The organism is Myceligenerans xiligouense (genome assembly GCF_003814695.1).
Taxonomy (GTDB): Bacteria; Actinomycetota; Actinomycetes; order Actinomycetales; family Cellulomonadaceae; genus Myceligenerans; species Myceligenerans xiligouense.
In genome coordinates this window covers 2,206,470-2,229,785 of record NZ_RKQZ01000001.1, presented here as the reverse complement: position 1 = coordinate 2,229,785, position 23,316 = coordinate 2,206,470, and the positions used below count along the sequence as shown (strand labels likewise).

Annotated in this window: 23 protein-coding genes; 17 read left to right on the top strand and 6 right to left on the bottom strand. The window is 68.2% G+C overall.

Features of this window, described 5'->3' with window-relative positions; translation table 11 throughout:
• Positions 1-13 precede the first annotated feature (13 nt).
• Complete coding sequence (locus EDD34_RS09600) at positions 14-4,729, bottom strand: VWD domain-containing protein (protein WP_123814362.1); 4,716 nt, start codon at positions 4,727-4,729, stop codon at positions 14-16.
• A gap of 137 nt (positions 4,730-4,866) precedes the next feature.
• On the opposite strand from EDD34_RS09600, the gene EDD34_RS09595 reads away from it, so the two are divergent.
• The 6 genes from EDD34_RS09595 to EDD34_RS09570 all read left to right on the top strand — a co-directional run bounded on the left by EDD34_RS09595 (position 4,867) and on the right by EDD34_RS09570 (position 11,313).
• Positions 4,867-5,997 (top strand): hypothetical protein, encoded by a 1,131-nt coding sequence (locus EDD34_RS09595; protein WP_123814361.1) that lies wholly within the window; start codon positions 4,867-4,869, stop codon positions 5,995-5,997.
• A gap of 391 nt (positions 5,998-6,388) precedes the next feature.
• Positions 6,389-7,195 carry a hypothetical protein gene (locus tag EDD34_RS09590; RefSeq protein ID WP_211341541.1) on the top strand — a complete coding sequence of 269 codons (807 nt, stop codon included), beginning with the start codon at positions 6,389-6,391 and terminating at the stop codon, positions 7,193-7,195.
• The gene (locus EDD34_RS09585) at positions 7,195-8,343 is read left to right on the top strand and encodes a hypothetical protein (protein ID WP_123814360.1); all 1,149 of its coding nucleotides are present in this window, start codon (positions 7,195-7,197) and stop codon (positions 8,341-8,343) included. The genes EDD34_RS09590 and EDD34_RS09585 overlap by 1 nt, the downstream gene beginning before the upstream one ends.
• A gap of 43 nt (positions 8,344-8,386) precedes the next feature.
• Positions 8,387-9,538 (top strand): hypothetical protein, encoded by a 1,152-nt coding sequence (locus EDD34_RS09580; protein ID WP_123814359.1) that lies wholly within the window; start codon positions 8,387-8,389, stop codon positions 9,536-9,538.
• 47 nt (positions 9,539-9,585) lie between these two features.
• Entirely contained in the window at positions 9,586-10,686 is a 1,101-nt protein-coding gene (locus EDD34_RS09575; protein ID WP_123814358.1) for a hypothetical protein, read from the top strand.
• Between the two features lie 135 nt (positions 10,687-10,821).
• Positions 10,822-11,313, top strand: coding sequence for a YfbM family protein (locus EDD34_RS09570; protein WP_123814357.1), 492 nt, complete (start codon positions 10,822-10,824; stop codon positions 11,311-11,313).
• Between the two features lie 172 nt (positions 11,314-11,485).
• Here EDD34_RS09570 and EDD34_RS09565 read toward each other — a convergent pair whose 3' ends face one another.
• The 3 genes from EDD34_RS09565 to EDD34_RS09555 all read right to left on the bottom strand — a co-directional run bounded on the left by EDD34_RS09565 (position 11,486) and on the right by EDD34_RS09555 (position 14,588).
• The gene (locus EDD34_RS09565; protein WP_123814356.1) at positions 11,486-12,715 is read right to left on the bottom strand and encodes a tyrosine-type recombinase/integrase; all 1,230 of its coding nucleotides are present in this window, start codon (positions 12,713-12,715) and stop codon (positions 11,486-11,488) included.
• 6 nt (positions 12,716-12,721) lie between these two features.
• Positions 12,722-12,955, bottom strand: coding sequence for a helix-turn-helix transcriptional regulator (locus EDD34_RS09560; RefSeq protein WP_123814355.1), 234 nt, complete (start codon positions 12,953-12,955; stop codon positions 12,722-12,724).
• A gap of 985 nt (positions 12,956-13,940) precedes the next feature.
• Positions 13,941-14,588 (bottom strand): hypothetical protein, encoded by a 648-nt coding sequence (locus tag EDD34_RS09555; protein WP_123814354.1) that lies wholly within the window; start codon positions 14,586-14,588, stop codon positions 13,941-13,943.
• 279 nt (positions 14,589-14,867) lie between these two features.
• Here EDD34_RS09555 and EDD34_RS09550 point away from each other — a divergent pair, with 279 nt between their 5' ends.
• On the top strand, positions 14,868-15,365 hold the full coding sequence (locus tag EDD34_RS09550) for an HD domain-containing protein (protein ID WP_246012281.1): 498 nt from the start codon (positions 14,868-14,870) through the stop codon (positions 15,363-15,365).
• Here EDD34_RS09550 and EDD34_RS09545 read toward each other — a convergent pair.
• Positions 15,324-15,794: an NUDIX hydrolase gene (locus EDD34_RS09545; RefSeq protein ID WP_123814352.1), complete on the bottom strand. Its 471-nt coding sequence runs from the start codon at positions 15,792-15,794 to the stop codon at positions 15,324-15,326. The two genes, EDD34_RS09550 and EDD34_RS09545, sit on opposite strands and share 42 nt — an antisense overlap.
• A gap of 20 nt (positions 15,795-15,814) precedes the next feature.
• Positions 15,815-16,552 (bottom strand): XRE family transcriptional regulator, encoded by a 738-nt coding sequence (locus EDD34_RS09540; protein WP_123814351.1) that lies wholly within the window; start codon positions 16,550-16,552, stop codon positions 15,815-15,817.
• A 143-nt stretch (positions 16,553-16,695) separates the two neighbouring features.
• On the opposite strand from EDD34_RS09540, the gene EDD34_RS09535 reads away from it, so the two are divergent.
• From EDD34_RS09535 to EDD34_RS09490, 10 genes are read left to right on the top strand one after another with little or no spacing between them, the layout of a single operon-like run.
• Positions 16,696-17,127: a plasmid replication, integration and excision activator gene (locus EDD34_RS09535; RefSeq protein WP_211341540.1), complete on the top strand. Its 432-nt coding sequence runs from the start codon at positions 16,696-16,698 to the stop codon at positions 17,125-17,127.
• Positions 17,127-17,558, top strand: a complete 432-nt coding sequence (locus tag EDD34_RS09530; RefSeq protein ID WP_123814350.1) for a hypothetical protein — start codon at positions 17,127-17,129, stop codon at positions 17,556-17,558. Before EDD34_RS09535 ends, EDD34_RS09530 begins: the two co-directional genes overlap by 1 nt.
• On the top strand, positions 17,555-17,902 hold the full coding sequence (locus tag EDD34_RS09525) for a hypothetical protein (protein ID WP_123814349.1): 348 nt from the start codon (positions 17,555-17,557) through the stop codon (positions 17,900-17,902). The genes EDD34_RS09530 and EDD34_RS09525 overlap by 4 nt, the downstream gene beginning before the upstream one ends.
• A gap of 5 nt (positions 17,903-17,907) precedes the next feature.
• Positions 17,908-18,153 carry a hypothetical protein gene (locus EDD34_RS09520; protein WP_123814348.1) on the top strand — a complete coding sequence of 82 codons (246 nt, stop codon included), beginning with the start codon at positions 17,908-17,910 and terminating at the stop codon, positions 18,151-18,153.
• On the top strand, positions 18,153-18,425 hold the full coding sequence (locus tag EDD34_RS09515; RefSeq protein WP_123814347.1) for a hypothetical protein: 273 nt from the start codon (positions 18,153-18,155) through the stop codon (positions 18,423-18,425). Before EDD34_RS09520 ends, EDD34_RS09515 begins: the two co-directional genes overlap by 1 nt.
• Positions 18,422-20,209, top strand: coding sequence for an FtsK/SpoIIIE domain-containing protein (locus tag EDD34_RS09510; protein WP_123814346.1), 1,788 nt, complete (start codon positions 18,422-18,424; stop codon positions 20,207-20,209). The genes EDD34_RS09515 and EDD34_RS09510 overlap by 4 nt, the downstream gene beginning before the upstream one ends.
• Complete coding sequence (locus EDD34_RS09505) at positions 20,206-20,934, top strand: DUF2637 domain-containing protein (protein ID WP_123814345.1); 729 nt, start codon at positions 20,206-20,208, stop codon at positions 20,932-20,934. Before EDD34_RS09510 ends, EDD34_RS09505 begins: the two co-directional genes overlap by 4 nt.
• The gene (locus tag EDD34_RS09500; protein ID WP_123814344.1) at positions 20,931-21,248 is read left to right on the top strand and encodes a WhiB family transcriptional regulator; all 318 of its coding nucleotides are present in this window, start codon (positions 20,931-20,933) and stop codon (positions 21,246-21,248) included. The genes EDD34_RS09505 and EDD34_RS09500 overlap by 4 nt, the downstream gene beginning before the upstream one ends.
• Entirely contained in the window at positions 21,245-22,843 is a 1,599-nt protein-coding gene (locus tag EDD34_RS09495; protein ID WP_123814343.1) for a replication initiator, read from the top strand. The genes EDD34_RS09500 and EDD34_RS09495 overlap by 4 nt, the downstream gene beginning before the upstream one ends.
• A 52-nt stretch (positions 22,844-22,895) precedes the next feature.
• Positions 22,896-23,081 carry a helix-turn-helix domain-containing protein gene (locus EDD34_RS09490; protein WP_246012280.1) on the top strand — a complete coding sequence of 62 codons (186 nt, stop codon included), beginning with the start codon at positions 22,896-22,898 and terminating at the stop codon, positions 23,079-23,081.
• Positions 23,082-23,316: the final 235 nt, after the last annotated feature.

Genomic DNA, 23,316 nt, shown 5'->3' with positions numbered 1-23,316 from the left:
GCCAATGCGCTCGTCAGATCGGTCGTAGCGCCGTGGGCGCGGCAGCTGCGGCTGTCTGGCTGAGGGTGAAGGAGTAGGTGCCGTCGTCGGTGGTTGTGGCGCCGAAGTCGATGGAGTAGTCACCCGGCGGGAGCGTCAGAGTCTTGCCGACTATGCCTGAGGTGACGACATCTCCGGTGGCGTGGTCGACGACCTGGTAGGGACGTGGGATGCCGTGGTACTGGTATTGAAGCGTGGTCTCGCTGGTGAGGGTGAAGGTGTACTGGTCGATCGAGGCGATCGTCTCCAGGTTGCCCGCGCCTTCCTCGGGCACGCCGTTGGAGACGATCGTTCCCAGTTCGTAGGCGAAGACCTGCGGGGCCGGGACCTCGAAGAAGCGGAAGGAGTAGGTGCCGTCGTCGCCGGTGCCGAACTCCATGGTGTAGTCCCCTGCCGGGAGAGTGACCTGGTTGTGCGCTCCGCCGTGGAAGACGACCTGCCCGTCGGCCTGGTCAATGATCTTGTAGCTGAACGGGAGCTGCGGGCTGATGTATTCGTACTGGAGCGTGGTCTCCTCGGTGAGGGCGAAGGCGTATCGGTCGATGGAGGAGATAGTCTCGAGGTTCCCTGCTCCTGCGGCTGGGACGCCGTTGGAGACCGTGGTGCCGAGTTCGTAGGCGAAGGTTTGGGGTGCGGGGATCTCGAAGATCTGGAGGGTGTAGGTCAGCTTGAGCCCGGGTCCAAGCTGGATCACATAGTCGGCTGCGGTCAGGTCGATGCGCTGGTCGATGTTGGATTCGAGCACGACGTCGCCGGTCTGGGCCTCGGTGATGATGTAGTCGGTCAGGAATGGGACGTCGATCTGGTATTCGCCCGCCGTGGTGACGGTGAAGTTGTACCGGTCGATTGACGCGACCGTTTCCAGATTCCCCGCGCCCTCGGCCGGGACGCCGTTGGACACCACAGTTCCGAGTTCGTAGTCGAAGGTCTGGGGCTCGGGCGCGTCGAAGAGGGTGAACCCGTAGGATCCGGCGTATCCGGTGACCTCGAAGGCGTACTCGTCCGGTGGGACGGTGAACTGCTGGTCTCCATATCCCTCGGCCACGACGTTTCCCGAACTGAGTGACATCAAGCGGTGGTCAGCGTATCCGGCGGTCCGGTCGTACTGGATCTTGGCGGGCTCGGTGAGGGTGAAGGTGAAGCGGTCGACGGATGCGATCGTCTCCAGTGTTCCTGCCCCCGAACCGGGATCGCCGTCCGTCACGGTGTTCCCGATTGTGTACTCGAACGTCTCCGGTTCAGGTACTTCGAAGAGGGTGAATGAGTAGGTGCCCTGGTCATTGCCGTGACCGACTTCGAAGGAATAGTCACCGGCCGGCAGAGTGAACTGTCGATCCCAGGTGCCCTCGACGACGACGTCGCCTGTAGCGGTGTCGATGATGCGGTAGTCGAAGAGCTTGAAGACCTCCTGCTCGTACTGCAGCGTGGTCTCATCTGCCAGCGTGAACTCGTAGCGGTCGACCGAGGCGCTCGTCTCCAGGTTTCCCGCTCCGGCCACGGGTTGCCCGTCCGTGACGGTCTCGCCCAGCGTGTAGGCGAACGTCTCTGGTGTCGGGACTGGGAACAGGTTGAAGGAGTAGGGTCCCTGCTCGTCACGCTGACCGATTTCCAGGGCGTAGGAGCCTGCTGGGAGCGTGAAGTCGCTGTCGGTGTAGCCATCGCCGACAGCGTCGCCCGTGGCGGTGTCGATGATCCGGTAGCTCATATACGAGCGGAGTCGCTCGTAGTGCAGTGAGGTCTCCTCGGTGAGGGTGAACGTGTACCGGTCGACCGAGGAGATGGTCTCCAGGTTCCCCGCCCCGACTGCGGGCGCTCCGTCGGTGACGACGTCGCCCGGCGTGTAGGGGAACGACTGTGCTTCGGGCACCGTGAACAGGTCGAAGCCGTAGCTCCCGGCGCGCGGTTCGCCGTAGGAGCGCCAGGGCGAGACACGCAGTTCGTACTGACCTGCGGACAGTTCTGCGGTCGTGGTCGAGGCGTAGCAGTGGCTCTGGTCGAAGACTTCCTGGCCGGTTGCGGTCTCGATGAGGGTGAAGCTGGCCGTCGCCGTGCACGAGTTCGGGGTGAAGGTCAGGCGGTCGCCCTCACCGACATCGAACACGTAGTGGTCAGCCCCTCCAGCTGAGGAGAACCCGCCCGGGGCCCCTGGTTCGACGCTCAGTGGGAGACTCGCCGTGGTGACGGCTGGTGCGGGCACATCGAGGGCGAAGTCGATGTTGTCCACCCCCACGGCCGTTCCCTGCACGCCTCGGAATCCGGCAGGCTTCATGTCGACCGACAGCGAGGACTGGGCGTGGGCGAGGTGAGCCGACGCGCGGAAGCTCGAGTACGACACCCCGTCGCCAGTCTCGCCTTCGGCCAGCGGCGTGAACGTCCACGCGGAGTCAGCGGCAACCACCGGTGTCCCGTTGTCAAGGTCAACCGCGGCGCTTTCCTGGCCATCGATCTCCAGAACGAGCGACTGCTCGTCCGTGTCTTGCGCGACCGGTCCCATCACATATAGGTCGAAGGCAATGTCCACACCGTCATGTCGTGGCACGCTCGATACGTGTGCCCGGTAGCCGGGAGTGTCGAACACCGGGCCCACGATCGTGGTGGAGTCGACCGTCATGTACGACCGTGCCGAGAAGTTCGAGCCGACAGCCGACTCGAAGGTCTCAGCAAGCAGTCCGTTCTCGAATGAGCGTTGAGACGGGGAATACGGAACGGTGGTCACCAGCGCCGAATCGGCAGCGAAGGACTCGTCCGCGGTCAGAATCACATCCAGGACGCACGCATCGAATGCTGGGCCGGGCAGCACCTCAGCGGCGGTGCAGGTATCGGTAGCCGCGTCGATCGCCGAGTCTGAGAAGTCTGACAGGTCAACGTACTGCTCCGGGAAATCCGGGTCCGCGACTGTATCGGGCGACTCACCCGGGCCGTAGCTGAACAGCGTCGTCTCATCGGTCACCCGCCACGAGTCTGCGAACGGACCATGCAGCGTCTCAGGTGAGGGATTTTCCCCCGCCGGCGTCCCATCGCCGTAGACCAGGTCATCGGACGGGTCACCGTTGTTGTTTCCCAGCAGACCGTCCGTCTCCAGACCTTCCGAAGCGAAGACCCGCAGGTTTCGGCCCTTCATCTGCACGATCACGCCCTCGTTCTGGCCGGCGATTACGACGGAGTAGGTCGAGTCATCGCGCACGACCGCTGCCCCGCTGTCCAGTAGCAGGGTTCCGCCATCAGCTGAGAGGGAGACCTCCTGTCCATTGATGTGGACGGTGCCCGAGTCGATCTCGACGTGGTCGTCGGCGATCTCGAAGGCGATCGCGTCCAGCAAGGACACCGAGCCGCCCAGCGGCACATACCTCGCCTGGAAGTTGAGGCCGAGCTCGGGTACCTGCATCAGCTCGAACTCACCCACCGACATCAGGTCGTACGCTCTGCCGTCGAGGGTCACCGTGTGCGGGTCGCCCCAGATCGCCCATGCGCCCAATCCAAGCGCGGCAAGTGCAGCCGCGATCCCTGCAGCCACACCCACCGACATGGCTCCCCCCTCAGCGGCAACCGCCGCGCCTAGGAAGGCGACACAACCTCCCGCCGTACCGGCGCAGAAAGCAACGACGGCGAGGGCAACGACGACAAGCCCGGCGGCGACCGCCGCGCTCACCCAGATCGTTTCCTCATCCGGCACGGGAACAGGCGGGAGCTCGGGCCACGCCGGCAGGTCGTTCAGCTCAGGGTGTCCCTCAAGGAAGTGCTCCCAGAAGTCATCCTTCCCGTCGCCGTCCGCGTCGCGGCCCGGTGCAGGAACGATGCACCCGTCCTCACAGAACTGTGGGATCTCCTCCGGGATGCCTTCGGGCTCCTCAACCTCTTCGCCGCCCTCGTTGCCGCCATCGTCATCGTCGTCACAGTCCCTGACCTGCCGATCAGTCATTTTGAAGAGAAGGACCCCCGCCTGCCCGGGGTAGACGTCGTACTTGTCGATCACCTCGCGCGTCACCCCAGACGCAGCGCAGTCGCTCTCCAGGACCCTGAAAGAGTCCCGGTAGCCCGCCAGGTTCTTCGCAACGAACGGGCGGTTGTTGGCGCCCCGCGGGAAGTCACGTTCATATCGTTGGACCTGGTCGTTCGCGTCCGCCTCAGCCGCCGCCTTCTTGACCTCGACGACCTCAAGTGGGCCGTTCGGGTCGTCCCGGTCGTAGACGACGACATCCGGTCGCCCGCCCATCGCCGCGCCAGCGGGTTTGGAGTACTTCACCTCCCACTGGATGTCCGGTGAGATCCCTCCGACCGTGGCCGGCTTCCCGTATACCCCGGCGTCGTTCAGGCGCTGGATGTACCTCGCCTGTGCGATCGCCTCGTCCTGAGTCCCGCCCCCGTTCTTGCACTCCGTCCGGCCGTACAGTGCATCCGGGAGGGCGGCCTTCGCAGAGTTGAAGCAAGTGGCCAAGAGCTGGCCCCTGCTGCGCCGCATCAGCTCAGCAACGCATCGCTTGCCGCTCACCGGCACGATCGACGCATCGTTCGGCGGGCAGTCCACCGCGGCGACAGCCTCAGCAGAGGCGTCGTTGAGCATCCGGGAGATCGCAGCCTCCTCAGCCGACGTCAACCCGTCGTCGCGTTCGACCGCCGGGCTGACCTGAGCGGACGTGACCACCACGGCCACAGCAGCCAAGCCAGTGACAAACCCTCGCAGGACATGCACCAGACGATCTCCTGACATGTACGGCTTGCAGTGATTTGAGCAGACCGTAACAGTCACGCTAGACGCTGCGAAAGGATGAAATCGGGCATGCCGCGTCAGGCTGGACCCGTCCCACCAGATCAGGTTCGATGGGCCACATGGGCGTAGACGTGCACTGGGATTCCATCGATCGGGCCTGGAACGACGACCCTGTGGAGTTCTCCTTCGAGTTCCAGCCCTCCCCTACGGGGCCCCGGCCGGCGAACCTTGACCCCTTCCTCGCATGCTCAGATCTGATCGAGGAGCTCAACGACGAGGCCGAGGACCAGTGGGAGGACGACGCACCGTTTGTGGAGGACACCGCCGATACGCCCATAGGCGGCGTCATCGCCTTGATGAACACCGCCGGCGAAGGCGTAGAGATACGAACCTGGCTCACCCGATACGCTCAACGCCTGACCGATCAAGGATGGACCGGCCAGATTCGCGGAGCCCACAACCCCCAGCCCCCAGCCTGGAGCAACCAGCCAGAGCAGATCGGGCATGCCCTAGGAGCCCTTCTCCGGCTCAACCCGCACCCCGGCAGCGGCACCTTCCCCTATGGAAGCGATGTAGCTGCCGAGGACCGTGCCGCCCTGATCGACATCGCAGACCTGGTCGACGCCCGCTCCTCTGCACCTCTTGCCTACATCGGCAGGGGCATATTCAGGTCGCCCGCCCCGCAGACACGCCGCGGCGCCGCGTGGATCGATGCTGCCGCACGCGCCCCGTTCACCAGCCTGACCTGGATCAACGAACCCACTCTCTCCGTCGCCAGAGCGCGACTCTCCTCGGGCGCCAGAGCGTCCATCACCCTCGCCTCAGCGACCGAACCCTGGCGGGCGCGACTCGACGTCCTCACCCAGATCCTCACCCTGCTCGGCCCCCGCCTCGAATACGGCGTAACCCGCACCTGCCATCCGCTCTCAGGCCCATCCGAGGCGCCTCCAGCTGTCCGACCCGGCGAGAACGTCTCGACCGACGACCTCGACATCGCCCGCCACTACGTCCTGGACGCCGCCGGCATCCAGGTCCTGACCGGAACCCACCTGGCCAAGACACGCGACCTGTCCGCGTGGACCATCACCGATCTGGGAAACGACCGCCACTTGGTCCAGCACCCCGACCCGGAAGCCTGGTACGCCAACAAGCTCCCCGACCCCGGCGTCCAGGCCGCCGCACGCGACGACTTCGGCGACCTCATCCTTACCGAGGAGACCTTCAAGGCGCTCCGCCCTCCAACGAGATAGCAGCCCCGATAGCGGCAGCTGAGCCGGCTCAGTCGAGCGGGAAGTAGCGATGGGTCGCTGACTCCGACGCAGGAGTCACACCTGACGTGTAGGAGCGCTGGCCTACAGCCGGTGCGTGACCGTCAGGAGCGTCGCGATGGCCCTCGTCCCCACCCCCACGACTGCGGCCGGTCGTCTGACCTGCGGTCGTTGGCTGCACAGGCCTGCAGATGGCGTCGTCCGCGTCCGCGGCTGCCGCGATGTCAACGCGGACCACGTCGTTCGACGGACCAACAAGCATGCCTTCCGCCATCGGTCCGACAACGGCACGCCCCGAAGCGGGCCAATCGTCCTCAGATGCGTCCTGCCCTGCGCCGCCTGCGCCGCCGAGACGGCGTGAACGGGGGCCGTCATGGACGAGAACTTGTCCCCACGCCACGACTCCGAGGCGGAAGCATCGGGCTCATCCGACGCCAGCGCCCCGGATGCCGAGAGCCTTCTGGACGCCTACCTGGCGAACGCTTTCGCGCTCCCTGGTGACGTCGCAGCCCTGCACGACGACGGCGAAGAAGAGTTCGACGAAGACTACGGCGGGGACGAAGCCGGAGACTCTTTCACCGGCGCGCCCGCTGACGGTCGCGCGGGTGAACGCGGCCCCGGAGCATCGTCGGACGCCGGGGTGTTCGGCGAGGTGCCGCTGCGGCCGCTGAACCTGCGCGCTCTGACCTCGGTCGAGGCGGAGATCTACTGGCGGGTGCTGGACGACTGGGTCACGTGGCTGCGTGGCGAGTACGGCCTCGGTGTCTCGTATGTCCCGCCGTTGTGGCATCGGCATGCGGAGTTGCGGTGGGAGTTGTCGGCCCTGCACACCGCGTGGCTCGCGTCCTACCACCCGGAGGCGTCGGCTCTGGCCCCGGTGGCCTGGCACCGGGAGCTGGGCGAGTCGCTGCGCCGCCTGCACGACTGGGTCGCCCAGTCCGGCACCACGCTCGCCCAGGACCGTCCAACCAGCGTCACGGTGTGGCCCGGTGAGCCGGGTTTCGGTGCCGCCGAGACATGGCAGAACGCTGGCGAGCCCACACCGATCACGGACCGGGCGGCGGACTTCGAGGCGTGGCTCGCCGACGACCTCGCAGCCCGCCGCGCCGTCGAGGCCCGGGTGCGCGCGACGCTGCCCATGCTGGGCGGGCGGTCTGTGCCCGGTGGGGGGCGGTCGTGATGTTCGACGATGATCTCGAACGCGCGCTTGAGCGGGCCTACGGCGCCGACGAGCACGCCAAGGCGGCGGTGCGGGCGGATGTGGTCGCGATGCACGATCACGACACCCTGGACGCCGGCTCCGTTCACGGGCTGATCGCCCGCAACCTGTGGGACGCGCTGCGTTCCTTGGGGGTCTCGGGTGGGCGGATGCTGGTGCTCGGGCAGGACGCCGAACTGTTTGCCGGCTTGCCGGTCGAGCAGCGTCGGCTCCGGGCTGGTGACCATGGCGGGTTCACCGCGCCCATCCCGGCCGCCACCATGTCGCGGGCAGGGATGGCGCCGCATCCGGACCTGCGGCTGCGCGCCTGGCACAGCGGCCAGGATGAGGGCCGGTACGACGTGGTGGTCGCTGTGCCCGGGTACACCGATGTCGTCCTGCACCGGGCGAAGGCCGCCACCGAGCGGCGCGCCGAGCAGATCCTCGGGCTGATCGGCTGCCTGGCCAACACCGAGCCCGGCGGCTACACGGCCGGTCTGGTCTCGCGCGACGTGCTCGACGACGCGGACGTGGACAGTCGCCGTCTGCTGACCGAATTCGGGGATCTGGTCGGTGCGCTGCGCCTGCCGTCAGGCGCGCTGCGTGACAACCCGGGCACCGACTCGGTCGTGGACCTGATGATCCTGCGCCGCCACGACGGCACACCCCTCCAACCCCACCCGTTCCTGGCTGCCCCGGTCCAAGACCTGCGCGGCGAGCAGGTGCGCGTGAACCAGTACTTCCTCGACCACCCCAATCACGTCCTGGGACGCCTCAGCGCACGCACGAGCCCGTGGGGACCACCCGAACCGGTCGTCCACGCCACGAGCCTGGGCCTGGACCGCGACCTGACCGCCGGACTCGCCGCGATCACCTCCTTCGCGCGCGACGCCGGCCTCACGGCCACCACGCAGCAGCCTCCCAGCCTGGATGCCCCCATCGACGCCACGCTCGTGCACCGCAGCGACCTCAACGCCGTCCGGCGCCGCATCCAATCGCTCCGGGATGCCGCTACCGGCCCGGCGAACGAACACCCGCCCACGCAGCCACATGAAGGCCCGCCAGCTCCACCGGAAGGCCCGGACCCGCGCAGCCCGCGCCGCGACGACGGCACCGGCCCTCACCTATGACGCCCGCCGCCGCGCGGCGAGGCTCATCACCGGAGGTCAGGACATGAACGCCAACTCTCAGCCCATCACCCTCAAGACCGCACTCGCGCTCTCCCGCGCCGACGCGCTCATGCTCGGCGTCCACGCCCGTGACCGTGCGGCGAACGCCCGACGTCTGGCCATCGCGCAGGCGATCCGCCAGGAGCATCAGCAGGCCTCCGAGACGGCATACGGCCGGGCTGCCGAGCAAAAGGACATCATGAACGAACCGTATGTGCCCGCGCCGTTCGGGCTGTTCCAGCTGATCCGCGCCGCAGGCGACATCCAAGCCGTCCTCGACCTGCCCGACTTCGAGAATCTCGTCCTGGACGACATGGGCCGCGGATACCGTCAGGAACTGGTCAGCGACGAAGACGGCACCCGATACGAAACGATCGAACCCGGCCGATCAGATCTGGCCGAGGCCAGCTACCAGGCCGCCCTCACCCATGAAGAACTCCGCGCCCACGGCCTGGTCGACGGCGAGCCGATCACGCGCACACCCGTGGAGAACGCCCTCATCGGCCACCGCATCCAGGCCACCGGCACCGATCCGCACGATGCCCGCCTGTTCCTGGAAGACCTCGTCAACCAGTACCGCGGCCACGACCTCGCCCGCGTCCTGCAGACCTACCAGTTCTTCCCCACCGGCACCCTCCACGTCCCGCACAACGGCGGTCAGATCGGCCGCACACTGCGCGACGCGTCCGAGGCCGCCATCGACCTGGTCAAGGAACGCATCGACACCGCCGCCCGAGCCGTCGCCGAACGCATCCCGTGCGCCGACCTGTACGCGCACATGGGCGACGGCAACTACGCCACCTACGGCGCCACCTTCAAGATCGTCTTCGGCGAACGCGAGCCCGACGACGGCCACGACGAAGCCGACATCGACGGCGAACTCGACGCCACCTGGACCTTTGCCAGCCACGCCCACACCCGCATCACCACCTCCGCCCTCACCCTCGACGCCCACCCCGCCCACGTAGCCACCTGGATCACCGACCAAGCCCGCCAAGCCGCCTCCCCCACCTACCTCGCCTGGCAGGCACGGCGACGGCTTGCAGCACCGCGCCTGAACAGGGCCGACCGAGCCGGCCTCACCGGCACCACACCACCGACCGCCACGGACCCGGCCGGCTCCCGGAGCACCGGACAGGGCATCGAGCCGTTCTGACCCGACCCGCGACGACCGAACCCCCGCGAGAAACAAGGGAGCAGACCATGAAAGACCAGCCACTGGACGTCGGGGACTACGTCGCCCGCCTGCCCTACGCCGTCGGCCACCAGCTCGGGAACCAGGACCTCGTCATCGGCGCCCTCGGCACCGACCACCGCTCGATCGTGCAGATGGTGACCCCGTGGAACGAACACACCCACACCGCCACCGAGATCACCGAACAGCTGGCACGCATGCTCTCCCGCATCGACCAGCCCGCCGCCCTGACCATCGTCGGATACGGGCCACACGGCGGCCGACGCGCCCACCAAATCGCCGGCGAACTCCAGCAAGCCGTCCAGACCGACGTCCTACCCATCCACGTACACGACGACACCTGGCGAGTCCTCTTCGACAACCAGCACGGCCACTGGACCCTGCCCCAGCCGATCCCCGACCCCGCCGCCGAACTAGCCACCCGAGGAGTCCTGCCCCCGGCCGCCTCCCGGACAGCCCTCGAAGCGTCCATCACACCCCTGCCCAAACCGACGTTCACCCCGCTGGACGCCGCGAAAGCCACCGAACTCGACGCCCTGTCCCCAAGGCAACGCGCCGAACTCGCGACCACAACCCTGGACCGGATCGCCGCCGCCCGCCTCGACGACCCCGCACAGATGTGCCTCCTCGCCCACCTGACCACCAGCGACGTCATCACCCGCGACACGGTCCTGGCCCACACCCTCGAAGACCGCATCCACGACGACCGCGTCGACGCCCTCGTCCGCACCTACCGAGCCGCCCCACCCGAACAACGCCCACAGCTCGCGGCCCTCGCCGCCGCTGCCACCTACTTCGCCTGCTGGCACCCACCCCAGATCCGCGGCCTACTGAAACAAGCAGACCCGCTCACCACGTTCCCCCGACTCATCACCGCCGCACTCAACGCCGGCTTCGACCCCCGCAAGGCACACCACACCGTGCGGAACGGAGCCGCTGAAGGACTCCGGGACGCGCAGGAAGCATGGACCGCAGCCCACGACCACACCCTCGACCCGAACCGCGACGACCCCGCCCCGGCGCCCACCCGCACGAAGGCCAAGCTCGGCGAGCCCACGTCCCCACCGACCACGCCCTCGCGAACGGACCGAGACGCGCCCGGCCTGTGAGCCAGACGCCGCTGTGGCACTGCGGTCAAGTCTCCAGGAGGCTCAACGCGCTTTGCACAGCGCTCCACGTGACTTTCCAAGGCGGGCAGGTCCCATGAACACGACCAACGGCGCGTGACCTGTACCGTCACGTGGATGAGCATGATCGGCGAGTACATGCGCCTCGCGCCAGGGGACTTCGGGAAGGCCACGTCGGATCCCGCGTGGGCTTGGGACCTGGTCGACGAGTTCCTCGAAGCCGACGGCGACGGAGGCGACCCACGCCTGTTCGACGTCGACAAGGCGTGGCACGGACTTGCCTTCGTACTTGAACGGGCCGAACTGCCGGACGCTGCCATCTTCGGTGACGATGCGGTCCCGGGTGCCGGCGACTGGGGCTATGGTCCGCCGTCGTCCCTGACCTCCGCCCGGGTGGGCGAGCTGGCTGCTGCGCTCAGTGCGCTTGACCCGCGCGAGGCCGTCAGGGCTGTACCTGCCAGCGCGTTCGCCACCGCGGGAATCTATCCCAAGGAGCTCTGGGACGACCCCGGGTGGGCGGCATACCTGAGCGGGCACCTCGAAAGACTCACGAAGTTCTTCTGCGAGGCTGCCGACGCCAGCATGGGGATGCTCGTCTGGCTCGATTAGGTGTATCGTCCCGGCTCAAGCCCGCGAGCGGTGACCTGCTTCAACACACCCGGCTATCCAGCCCTTGATGGAGAGCGTCTCACTCACACGAACACTGCGGCGCCGAAATGCGGCGACGCCCGCGTGCATCGTGCAACGGCGCCGCAGAACGCACGCGGGCGGGGACATCCGACTACACGCCACCAGGTTTCCCAGCCGCTGGCTCGCTGCTGGCACAGTCAGGCGCGGCACCGGGGGCCAACGCTTCCAGGATCTGCGCGGTCGCGATGTTCACGTTCTCGTCCGGCTCGATGTAGTGCCGCTTGGTGATCTCCGTCGAGGTGTGTCCCAGCAGCTCCGCAGCCATGTCCGCACCAGCGGAACGATCGATCGTCGTGGCCGCCGTGCGGCGGAACGAGTGCGGCGTCACGCCGGTGATCCCGACCTCCTTGAGGATGTCCCGCAAGCGGCGCCGCACGTTGTTCGTCGTCAGCGGCGTGCCGTTGCGCGACCGGAACACGAGCGTGTCCGGCGCCTCCCCCGCAACCTTGATCAACTGTGTACGCAGCGCCTCGGCCGTGTATGACGGGACCGCGATACGCCTCACCGACGTCGCGGTCTTCGGCTTCGGCTGCCGGTAGGTCGGCTTCCCCTTCGGCGAGACGATCGTGCCCGCGTTCCGCACCGTCGCCGGAACCGTGGTCAGGTCCACGTCGCACTTGCGCAGCGCCAGCACCTCACCGATCCGCAACGACGAACCGATCATCACCTCGATGATCGCCTCCAGTTGCCCGTCCGGCCTGGGGCCAGGGACCTTCTGGTCCCCGCGACGCCACCCCTTGACGGCAGCCCGGATCGCGTCGACCTGACCAAGGCTCAGCGCCTTGGCCTGCGTCGCTGGACGCTTGAGCCGCTTGGTCCCGGTCACCGGGTTGCGGTCGATGGCCTCGTACCGCAACGCCAATCCCAGAGCCAGGTTCAGCACGACCTTGGCGTGCTTCGCCCGCGCGTAGGAGAACTTCTGCTGCTGCTTGAGGAACCGGTCGACCTTCATGATCGTGATCTCCCGCAACGTCATCTCCTTGAACGCCGGCAACACGAGCGTACGCATGTCCCGCTCGTACAGCTCCCGCGTCGAGGAAGCCAGGTCGTCCAGTTCGAGGTCTTCCAGCCACACCTCGACCAGCCGCGTGAACGGGCTATCCGAGCTCAGCTCGACGCTGCCCGACGAACGCCTGATCCGCTTGGCGAGCTTGGCCTTAAGCGCGACCTCGGCACGGGGACCCGTATCCGAGCTCGCCTGTACCAGACGCAGCCTGCCGTCCAGGTCCCGAAACCAGGTCCGGGCTCGGAACGATCCCGACGAGACCGCCTCGACGTTGATGTCACCCCACGTTCCGATCGGAGTCCGAGGCTTACCCACGGCGGCTCACCGCCCCTCGGCAGGCCGACCAGGAGCGGACTCGCGCTGCCGCGCCAGCCACTCGCGCACGTCCGACACGAAGAACTTCACGTGCTTGCCGACCCGCACCCCGCACGGCCCCTTGCCGTCGGTGCGCCAGTCGTAGATCGTCCGGACCGGGACGCCGAGATACTCGGCGAGCTCCTCCAGACTCAGCAGCGGGTCCAGCCCACCCGCGGGGGATGCGGTGTGCGTCTCCATGACGCTCAGGTGCGCGAGCGGCCCCGCGACGTCCCGACAGGACCCGAGCGCTCTGCGCGCCCAACGCCCCGGATGCCCAGATCGGACCGCAGCGGCGGCCAATCTGATGAGTATGTGATGACCGGTTCAAGTCTCAGAAACCCTTCAGGCCTGGAAACCCTTGAGTTTCCAGGCCTGAAATGGTCGGGCTGACAGGATTTGAACCTGCGACCCCTTGACCCCCAGGTGGACGGCGGGTGCGCGAGCCGCGATTTGCTGCGGGTCCGTCGTGCGGCTGCGTGCCTGATCGTGCGTCGCGTGCACGGTGTTGGGGACATGCTGGGGACACGGAATCTGCTTCCGAACCGTGCGGGTCTGTGACCCTGCCATGGTCCTGCTTCGGGGTCCCTGGTCCTCCGTCATCCGTCGGCGCGGGGCGCGTCTCGGACATCGGTTCTGCCGGCAGCACAACCCGTCCCGCCCATCGTGGCAGAGGTCGGGTTGCTGGTCGAGGTGGCGGGACGGGTTGTGCTGCCGGCGGGTTCGGTGTCAGGGTCCCGGTGAAGCCGATGGATGACGGAGGGGCAGGGACGCCGCGGTTCCCTCGATCCTCTTGATTCCCGAGGTGCCCGCCGGAGGCCGTGCCGCCAATAGCATCTGGTCATGGACCTCGGGACCTGGAGAGACTGGGTAGGTGCCCTGGTGGTCGGCGTGATGACTTTCGTGGCGCTGCTGGTTGCTGGCGTGGCTGAGCTTCGGCGAATACGCGGCCGTGCCGTTAGGCGTAGGCCCGATCCCGATACCGAGTGAAGGCGGCCCCGAGCGTGACTCTCGGGGCCGCCTTCGTCATGCCTGGCCGACGGGTGCGCGGAGGGGTGCGCGCAGGGCGCGAAGCGCCCGGAGCGCGGGCCCCCGCAGCGCGGGCCCCGGCGGCTGCGCGCCGGAGGCGCGCCTTGAGCCAGTAAAGAAAGTTCTCACGGGCCCTGGTTCAATGGGGAACCACTGCTCAGTCCGATTTATCCAGAGGCGCACCCGCGGGTTCAGGGTGGATTTCGGAGCGCATCCCCGCAAAGAGCTTTTCACAGGATAGTTTCAGATCGTTTGCAGCCCTCTGCACGCCGGGGATAGTTCGGTCTACGAGGTCTGCATCTATGGACATTTGGCCCTCAAATTCGGCAACACTGTAGTATAGTACAAATGATTTAAAGTGGACCTGGTAAGCAGCATCGGACACGGCTTTGCTGCCGAACAGGGACACAGAGTCAAGTGCGGCATCGAATTCAGGGCGCAATGATTCGATTCGCTCGGAAAACTTCCCGCGACTGCCAGGGATGAAGCCTTCATTCGTTCCAATCTCGACAAGAACATGCAACGACAATTCGAAGAACTGGCGACGTCCAGCCTCAAGCTTCGTATAAATATCGTGCACCCGGTCCAATAGATGATCTCGTGCCGATTGTCGAATAGCGTTCTCGTGACGAACGCTTTCGGCCGTGATAGTCGCTAGGGATCGTCGCTCGTCAGATTTGATGAGATTCTTCCCGTTCATATACCCGCTAAGGATGACCCCTCCAAGAGCGAGGAGTGCGACGATGATAGACACCGAAAACTGAGAACCCGGAGCGGCGTCTCCAGATCCCTGAACAAAATCCACTGTCGATAGGATAGATATCGTTCCAGATGAGCAGGGGATGGCCACCAGTCCAGTGTGCCTGTCCGCACGCGTTCTCACATCTTGCGGGGAACGGGCCCCAATCGAACACGCAGAGGCCCGACATGCCTCACGCCAACCCCGTGGCCTCGCACGTGGATCGCCCGGTGCGCGACGAGTGTGATCTGGCCATACGGCAGGATGGCAAGCATGTGGGAATCAGGGCGAGCACCAGAGGTTGCGCGGCGCTGCTTGGCGGGTCTCGGGCGGCGGTGGCAGCACGTGCAGGGTGTCGGCCGGCGGGCCGATGAGCTCGCGGCTGATATCGGGCTTCCGGACGAGGTCAGGGCGGCGGCGTGGCTCCATGACGTGGGCTATGCGCCCGAGGTTGCGCGGACCGGCTTTCATCCGCTTGACGGGGCTGTCTACCTCTCCGAGCTGGGCGCTCCGGACGAAGTGGTCGGACTCGTGGCATGGCACACGGGCGCGGTGTGGGAGGCCGCGGAGCGCGGTCTGTCGGACCGGCTGGCGCAGATGCCCGAACCGTCGGCGAGCTGGCTCGACGTGGTGACCCTGATCGATCTGGTCACCGGTCCGGATGGTGTCGCCACGACGCCGGAACGGCGGGTGGCGGAAATCCTCGGCCGCTATGACGCATCACATCCTGTGCATCGGGCGGTGAAGTTCTCGGGCCCTGAGCTCCTGGCATCAGCGGCTCGCGCTCGCGCGGCGCTGGGCCTATCCGATGAATGGCCGTTCAGCGCCGCTGAGCGCGTGTGAGAGCCGTAGGCGCATTGATGGGTGAAGGTTCAGGCCGTTGACCTGTTCCGGTGTCAGCCACTCGACCTCGTCGCTCTCGCTGCTCGTGCGACGCTCTCCGCCGATCAGGTGCGCACGGAACGCGATCGAGAACTGCTGGCGCACCTCGCCGTCGTCGTAGGCCATGACGTGGTGGGGGTTGGTGTAGGTGCCAGTGATGGTCTCGACCTCGATGTCATACCCGGTTTCCTCTTTGACCTCGCGGACGACAGTGTCCGCGATGCTCTCGCCGGGCTCATGTCCGCCGCCGGGTAGTGCCCAGCGGTCGTTGTCGGTCTTGTGGATCATCAGCACGCGGCCTTCGTCGTCGCGGACGATCGCCACGACGGAGGGGACGACGCTGTTGATGGCTGGGGCGTTGGGGTCGTCGATGTAGTCGATCCGGGGCATAGGGCCGACGTTACGCGTGCTCAGACCGGTTCGGCACCCTCCCACGTCCGCTCGAACGACTCCATGTAGTGGGCGAAGAGCCGTCCGCCCGGGATGCGGTTGATGTGCATGATCGGTGACTGACCGGCTGGCGCGCCGTAGGCGTGGACGTTTGCCATGAGGGTGTCGTCGAACCGGTAGATGGAGGCGTAGAGAGTGCTGCCGTGCTTGCGCGCCTCGATGCCCTGGTCGCCAAGAACCGGCTTGAGGTAGCTCCAGGTGAGGCGGCATCGGGCACTCAGGAGGTCGTCGATGCCTTCTTCCTCGCCTCGACGTGCGACGCCGGCCGAGTCGGGGTCGCCGAACAGCATTCGGACGCGCACACCGTCGCGGGCCCGTGCGCTGATGCGGGTGCCGAACTCCGGGATGCTGTCGTGGAGGAAGCTGCCCCCGAACGCCAGGAGGTCGATCGACTCCTTGGCGTTCTCGATGAGGTCGATCCAGGTCGAGACCGGGACTGTGGCGCGCGTCGGGTAGAGGTCGACGAACTCCGCGCGTGCGGCCGACTTGGTCCGGGGGTCGGACTCGGTCGACGGCCAGAGGTAGACGTCGGTCTTGCCGAGGACTGCCGCCGTCTTCATGCGATGGGTTCGGTGGGGCGTGCGGTCCTTCGTGATCCAGCGCTCAACAGTCTTGGGGTCGACGCCGACCTCTTCGCCGAGCTGCTGAATCGTTAGCCCCTTGTCGGTCATCGCGGCGCGCAGTCGTTCGTTCGACATGAACCCTCCCAGGGCCGTTCGCGGACGTTTCAACGAGTCTAAGACGTCCCTGAACGTCCCGCAAGGGGGTGTGGTCGTCCCCCGCTCTCGCGGTTTCTTGGTTGTGGGTAGAGCGCCCGGCAAGGAACCGAAGGAGAGCAGTCATGGCGATGCCAAAGCGAATGAGCGTCCCGACCGAGGTCGTGTTCCCGGCAGGGGCCTACCTCAAGGGCGGTGTGGAGCCGGTGGCGGACTTCAACGCGCCGCAGCGTGAGGACGGGTCGCGTCCGCAGCAGTTGGACAAGGACTCGGGTCTGCCGTTGTGGCAGGTGCTGGTGTTCGACTTCGACGAGGACGCGGGCAAGAAGGACTCGGCGGTGACGGTGAAGATCGCCGCGCGGTACCAGCCGGTCCCGCCGGAGAACAAGGGTCCGCTGCCGCTGACGCAGGTGGGGTTCGTGGGCCTGACGGCCCTGGCCTACATCGACGACAACGGGGCACGGCCCCGGATCGTGTGGTCGTTCAAGGCGGCCGACATCTGCGCCCCGGGCCAGGAGGCCGAGCGTGAGGCCGAGCTGAACAAGGCGGCGGCCTGATGCCCGGCGAAGACGCGATCACCTCCGGGGTGGCGGGTGCTGCGGTGCCTGCTCCCTCGGTGGGCGAGCTGCTGACCGTGGCTGCTGATGTGGCGGCGATGGTCGAGGGCCGGACCGCCTATGTGACGGTCTCGACTCACACGGGCATGGTCGCGGTGCACGTGGACGCCCCGGGCGACGCGGAGCACCTGGCCCGCCTGCTCGGGCTGGGCGAGGTGGACTACCACGACGCGACCGGCCCGGACCGTGCGGGCTGCGTGGTCTGGGCTGGGGGCCGCTGGCCCGGGGTGGAGTTCCGGGTCTTCTGCACCTCGGCCGCGCTGGCTCGCCCCGTGCGGGCCTTCCCCCAGCGTGCGGCGGCGTTCGATGAGCCGGTGCCGTTCCTGCTGGGCAAGAACGTGCGCAACCCGCGCAAGCAGGTTGCGGCATGAGCCACGCGGACACCCTCGCGGTGGCGGCCAGCCTGCTCAACCAGGCGGCCGGAACGCTCGGGCAGGCACGCGACTGCTTCAACGTGGTCGACCTGCCCGGCTCGGGCGCGGAGGCGGACCGACTGGCCCGCGAAGTCACCGACCTGGGCCAGATCACCGCTCAGGCGGCCGAGACGGCGCGGGCTGCTGAGCCTCCGCGTCTGCGGATCGTGCCCCCGGACGCTCCGGGCCGCATCTACGGCGAGGGCTACGACGGCTCGTGGTTCGACGAGCGCACTGAGGCCGACAAGCGCGCGGCCCTCGACCGCAACAAGGACAGCAAGCAGGACGACGGGAAGGGGTAGGACTGATGTTCGGACTGGGACGCAAGCAGGACGTGAACGAGGCGGCTACCGAGGCGGTGCGCGCGCTGGAGGTCGCTTCGGAGGCGCTGGCCGCCGCGAAGGACGCCATGGAGGCCGCCCAGGTGCGCGAGTTCCGCGACCTGCGCGACGGGACGTTGCACGCCCGTACCGAGGTCGACGTGCTGTACACGCTCGCCGGGAAGGTGCTGGACCGGCTGGAGGACGAGCAGAGGGCCGGGGGTGAGCGGTGATGTTCCGGCGCAAGCAGGCGGAGGCTCGCCAGGAACAGGCCGTGAGCCTGCGCGGGCAGATGGAACGGGTCCAGGGCGAGGTGGCGCGTCTTCAGTCGATCCTGGCTGACGATGACCGGTTCCCGTACACGGGCGGTCTGAACCTGGGCAGCCACCTGGGGGCTCGGATGGACCTGTTGCGGCAGGCGACCGTGCAGATGGCCGCCGTGGTCGAGGACGTGTGCCGCCACAGCGAGCGTGACCACGAGTGGACGCAGGAGAAGCTGCGATGAACCCCATCGCCACGGTGCGCGAGTTCCGGGCCACAGTGAAGGCTGCTGTGGCCCGGGCTCGGGCCCGCACCCACGCCGCCACCCTCGGCCGCCCCGGCGTCCTCGGTGCGGTCCTGCGGGTCCTGGTCGCGGTCCTGGCCTTCGTGCTGGGCCACTCGTGGATGCTCGTGCAGGCCACGTTCGCCTGGGCGGGCCGTCACCTGCCCCTTTCCGTGTTCGGGCTCGTGCTCGCGTCCCTGCTGTGGTTCGGGCTGGAGGTCTCGGGCTGGCCTGGCTCGGCGGTCACCGGCCCGGTGATCGTGTGGGCGTTGTTCTGGTCGCCCGGCCTCGTGCTGGGCCTGTGGGCCGCTGTGGCTCCTGGCGCGTATCGGCGTTCGCGTCTGCGGGCCTGGTACGTGCGCCGCTGGCTGACCGGTACCCCCGCCCGATGGGGTCGCAAGGGCTCCGAAGCTGTCGGCACGGCTTCCGGTCTCGGGGTGCGTCAGCCTGACGGCGGGGTCCTCGTGCCCGGGATCAAGGTCCGGTTCTCTCCCGGCGCTGCCGTGCTGCGCCTGAACGTCGTGGTCGGGCAGACGGTGGACGACATCGTGCGCGCTGCCTCCCGCATCGCCACGGCCTACGGCGCGCACGGGCACGAGCTACGGCCCGTGAAGCCTGGCGTGGTCGACCTGGTGCTGTTCCACGTGGCGCGCCTGGCTGCCCGTACCGCGGTGATGCCGGCCGAATTCTCCGGTGCGGCCTCGGTCGGCGTCATCCCGGCGGGCGTGCGCCGCGACGGACAGTCCTTGGACCTGATCGTGCGGGGCCGTCATACCCTCGTCGTCGGCGCGACCGGCGCAGGTAAGGGCTCGGTCCTCTGGTCCGTCGCGGGCAACCTCGCCCCGGCCGTCTATGCCGGATACGTGCGCCTGTGGGGCGTGGACCTGAAACAGGGCATCGAGGTCGAGACCGGCCGTGCTCTGTTCGGGCAGGTCGCCTATAAGGCTGCCGACGCGGTGGCCGTGCTGGAAACCCTCGTGCAGATCATGAACGAGCGCGGAGACCTCATGCGCGGCATCTCCCGCAACCACACCCCCACCCCCGACGCACCCCTGCACGTACTCGTGGTCGACGAGCTGGCCGACCTCATGGCCTACTCCGAGTTCAAGCACAAGAACGAGGCCGAACGGCTCCTGTCCAAGCTGCTCACCCAGGGCCGCGCGCTGGGCGTCGTCGTCCTGGGCTGCGTGCAGAACCCCCGGCAGGAGGCGTTGGGCGGCACGCGCGGCCTGTGGCCCCAAAAGATCGCCCTCCGGCTCGATTCCGAGGTCGAAACCGACATGGTGCTTGGCACCGCCGCACCGCTGGCTCCCGCCCACGACATCCCGGCCGACATCCAACCGGGCGGCATCTCCGGCACGGCCGGGACCGCGTACCTCGTGACCGAGGACGGCACTCCGACGCTGTGCCGGTTCGACTACTGGCCAGACCGGCTCATTCACGCCGTCGCGAACCGGTACCCGGCACCCGCCTACACCGACACCCCCGCCCCGGCTCCGGTCGCTGATGCGGCCTCGGCCTGGCTCGCCGCCGGCGGACACCTCCCCGCCCTCGAGGACGCCCCGGCCAACCCTGGCCCGGACGACGACGGGCCGGCCAACGACAACCCGGCCAACGATGCCGCCCCATCGGAGCGGCCCAAGCGCAAGCGCTCGGCACGCAAGTCCACCCGGAACCGCCGCCCGGCCGACGCGACCGCCCAGGCCGTCGACACGGGCACGACCGAACAGGAGACAAGCTCATGAACCGCAACCCTGCCGGGCCCGTGGCCCGCATCGCGGCCGACTCCCGGCCCGTCCTCGTCTTCACCGTCGCCCTGACCGTCGCGGTGGCGCTGGCGTCCTTCGCACTCTCGTTCGCCTCGCTGCGCGATGCCGCGACCTGGGGCCGCGTGCCGGACGCGCTGGCGTTCCTCGTCCCGGTCGTGATCGATGCCTCGGTCCTCGTCTATGGCCTGGTCGCGCTCGTGCTGCGGGCACGGGGACGGTCTTCGGCGTGGGCGTGGACGCTCATGCTCGGGTTCACGATCGTGTCCATCGGCGCGAACGCTGCCCACGCCTACGATGTGCCCGAAGAGGTCAAGGTCCTGGTCGGCGTGGTCCTGGTCGCCCTCGCGCCCCTGTCGGTGCTGACCTCGACACACGCGCTGGCCTCCCTCGTGGTGTCCGATGGTCCGGCCGCTGAGCCGGTCACCGCCCCTGAGTCCGTGCCGGTGGGTGTGGCGACCGTGGCTCCGGCCGCCGAGCCCGAGCCTGAGCTGGTGCCCGCGATCGCTGCTCCTGCCGAGTCTCCCGCTCCGGCCGTCGCGGACCCTGAGCCCGAGCCGGTCCCGGCTCCCGCTCCTGCCCCTGCTCCCGCTCCTGCTCCTGCTCCGGTCGTGAGTCGTGCGCCTCGTGTGGGTCGCCCCGCCCCGGTTGCCCAGGCCACCCTGCCGGGTCTGGACTTCGAGGCTGCGGCGGTGGCGTCATGACCGCCCCCGCGCTGCCCTTGGCGGGTCCGCTGCCCGGCTGGATGGGTGACGGGGCGTGTACTCGTGGCCCGGCTCGCCTGCTGCCCTGGATCGAAGAACCCGGCGTCGCCTCGCCCCTCCAGGTCGCGACCATGGCGCGCATCTGTGCTGGCTGCCCTGTCCGGCTGGCCTGCGGCGTCGAAGCACGGTCCATGACATCCGGGTTCTGGGCAGGCCGCCAACGAGGCACCTCCGAGGTCCTCGAGGACGCGTCGACGTCGGGTGTTCCGGTGCAGGACACCCTGCCGGGCCTGGACCTGGTGGGGGCCGCGTGAACGGGCTCGACCTCCCGGCGGTGGGCCGGTCAGGGTTCCCCGGGTTCGGGCCAGACGCGCCCCTGGACCTGGGGCCCCTGACCGACGCCGAGGTCGGCTCCCTCATCGGCCGACTCCGCAACCGCACCGCCGGAGCGTTCGCTGACGTGGCGGCCTCGGTCGGCTACTGCTCCCACCCTGTCCGGCTGGCCGGGTCCTCGATGACCATCGACCGCGCCACGGGTGAGGTGCTGTCCGAGTACCGGTCCACCGATGCGCCGCTGGGGGAGCTGTACCGGGCGTGTGGCAACCGGCGCGCGGACGTGTGCCCGGCCTGCTCGCGCGTGTACGCCCGCGACACGTTCGAGATGATCCGGGCGGGGGCCGTCGGCGGCAAGACGGTCCCCTCATCGGTGACCGCGAATCCGCTGGTGTTCGCCACCCTCACAGCCCCCAGCGTCGGCCACGTCCACGGCACCCGCACCACGCCGGACGGCTCCCCCGCTCCCTGCCTGCCCCGGGGTCGGGCCAAGCGGTGCCCCCACGGCCGGCCGCTCTCCTGCTGGCGCAAGCACGCCCCAGAGGACCCGCACCTGGGGGAGCCGTTGTGCTTCGACTGCTACGACTGGAACACCGCCGTGGTCTGGCAGTGGTGGGCCCCGGAACTGTGGCGGCGCTTCACCATCACCCTGCGCCGCCACCTCGCCTCGATCCTGGGTGTCCCGGAGTCCCGGCTGCGGGAACGGGCTGCGCTGGAGTTCGCGAAGGTCGCCGAATTCCAGGCACGCGGCCTCGTGCACTTCCATGCCCTGATCCGCCTGGACGGACCCAACACCGCCCCCATCGGCGCGCGCCTGGCCGATGCCGGAAACCCTGCCCCGCTGGACGGGGACGCGCTCAAAGCCGCCGTCGAACACGCCATCACGGCCGTGTCGTTCGAGGCTCCTCCGGTCGATGGTGCCGACGTGCCGCGCCTGCTGTCCTTCGGACAACAGCACGACGTGCGGACCGTGCGCACTGGCCTACCGGACACCAACGACGACGGCGGGAAGCTGAGCCCGGAACAGGTCGCCGGGTATCTCGCGAAGTACTCCACCAAGTCCACCGGCGTCGACCCTGCCGCGCCCCGGCCTCACCTGGCGCGCATGGCACAGACATCCCGCTACCTGGCCGAACGGGCGGTCACGGCCTGCCGCACCCTCGACGGGCCGGACCCGGACGATGACGACGGGTGTTGGTGCGGCACCTGCGCCGACTCCCCCTACCGCCTACTCGCCAAGTGGGCTCGGATGCTCGGATTCCGGGGCCACTTCTCGTCCAAGTCGCGCGCCTACTCCGTCACGCTCGGCAAGCTGCGCACCGCCCGCGCCCGGTACGCGCGCCTCAAGGCCGACGCCGACCGCCGCGGCGTCCCCCTCGACGTCGCAGACCTCGAACGACGGCTGCTCGCGGACGAGGACGACGACACCACCCTCGTGATCGGCGAATGGACCTTCCGCGCCGCCGGATGGGGCTCACCCGGCGACAAAGCCCTCGCCGACGCGGCAGCCGCACGCGCCCGCGAATACGCCCAATGGCAGGCCGAACAGCGCAAGCAGCACACGACGACGGCGTGACAGACACGCGGAAGGGGATGGACCTTTGGAGACCTCGGATATCTCAGACCTGTTGACGACGGACGAAGTGGCCGCGCGGTTCCGCGTGAACCCGTCGACCGTTCGCCGGTGGAGGCTCGACGGCGTGGGCCCGCGTCACGTGAAGATCGGGAGCGTGTACCGCTACCCGACGGCTCTGCTGGCGGAGTGGATCCGGGCGAACGTGGCGGCGAGCGTGCCCGGTGAGGACGCGGCCTGATGACTCGCACTCGGAAGCAGCCGGTGCCGCCCCTCGGCGCGGACGTGCAGGGAGATGTGCGGCCTCGCGAGAGCAAGCGGCTCGGGATGCGGTATCTGGCCCGGGTTCGCTGGACGCACCCGCAGACGCACAAGCGCGAGGAAGCTGGGGCGACCTTCGAGAGCGAGGGTGCGGCCCTTGCGTGGATCGATGAGCAGCGTGCGATCGCTCGTACGGGACAGAACCCGGGCCAGAC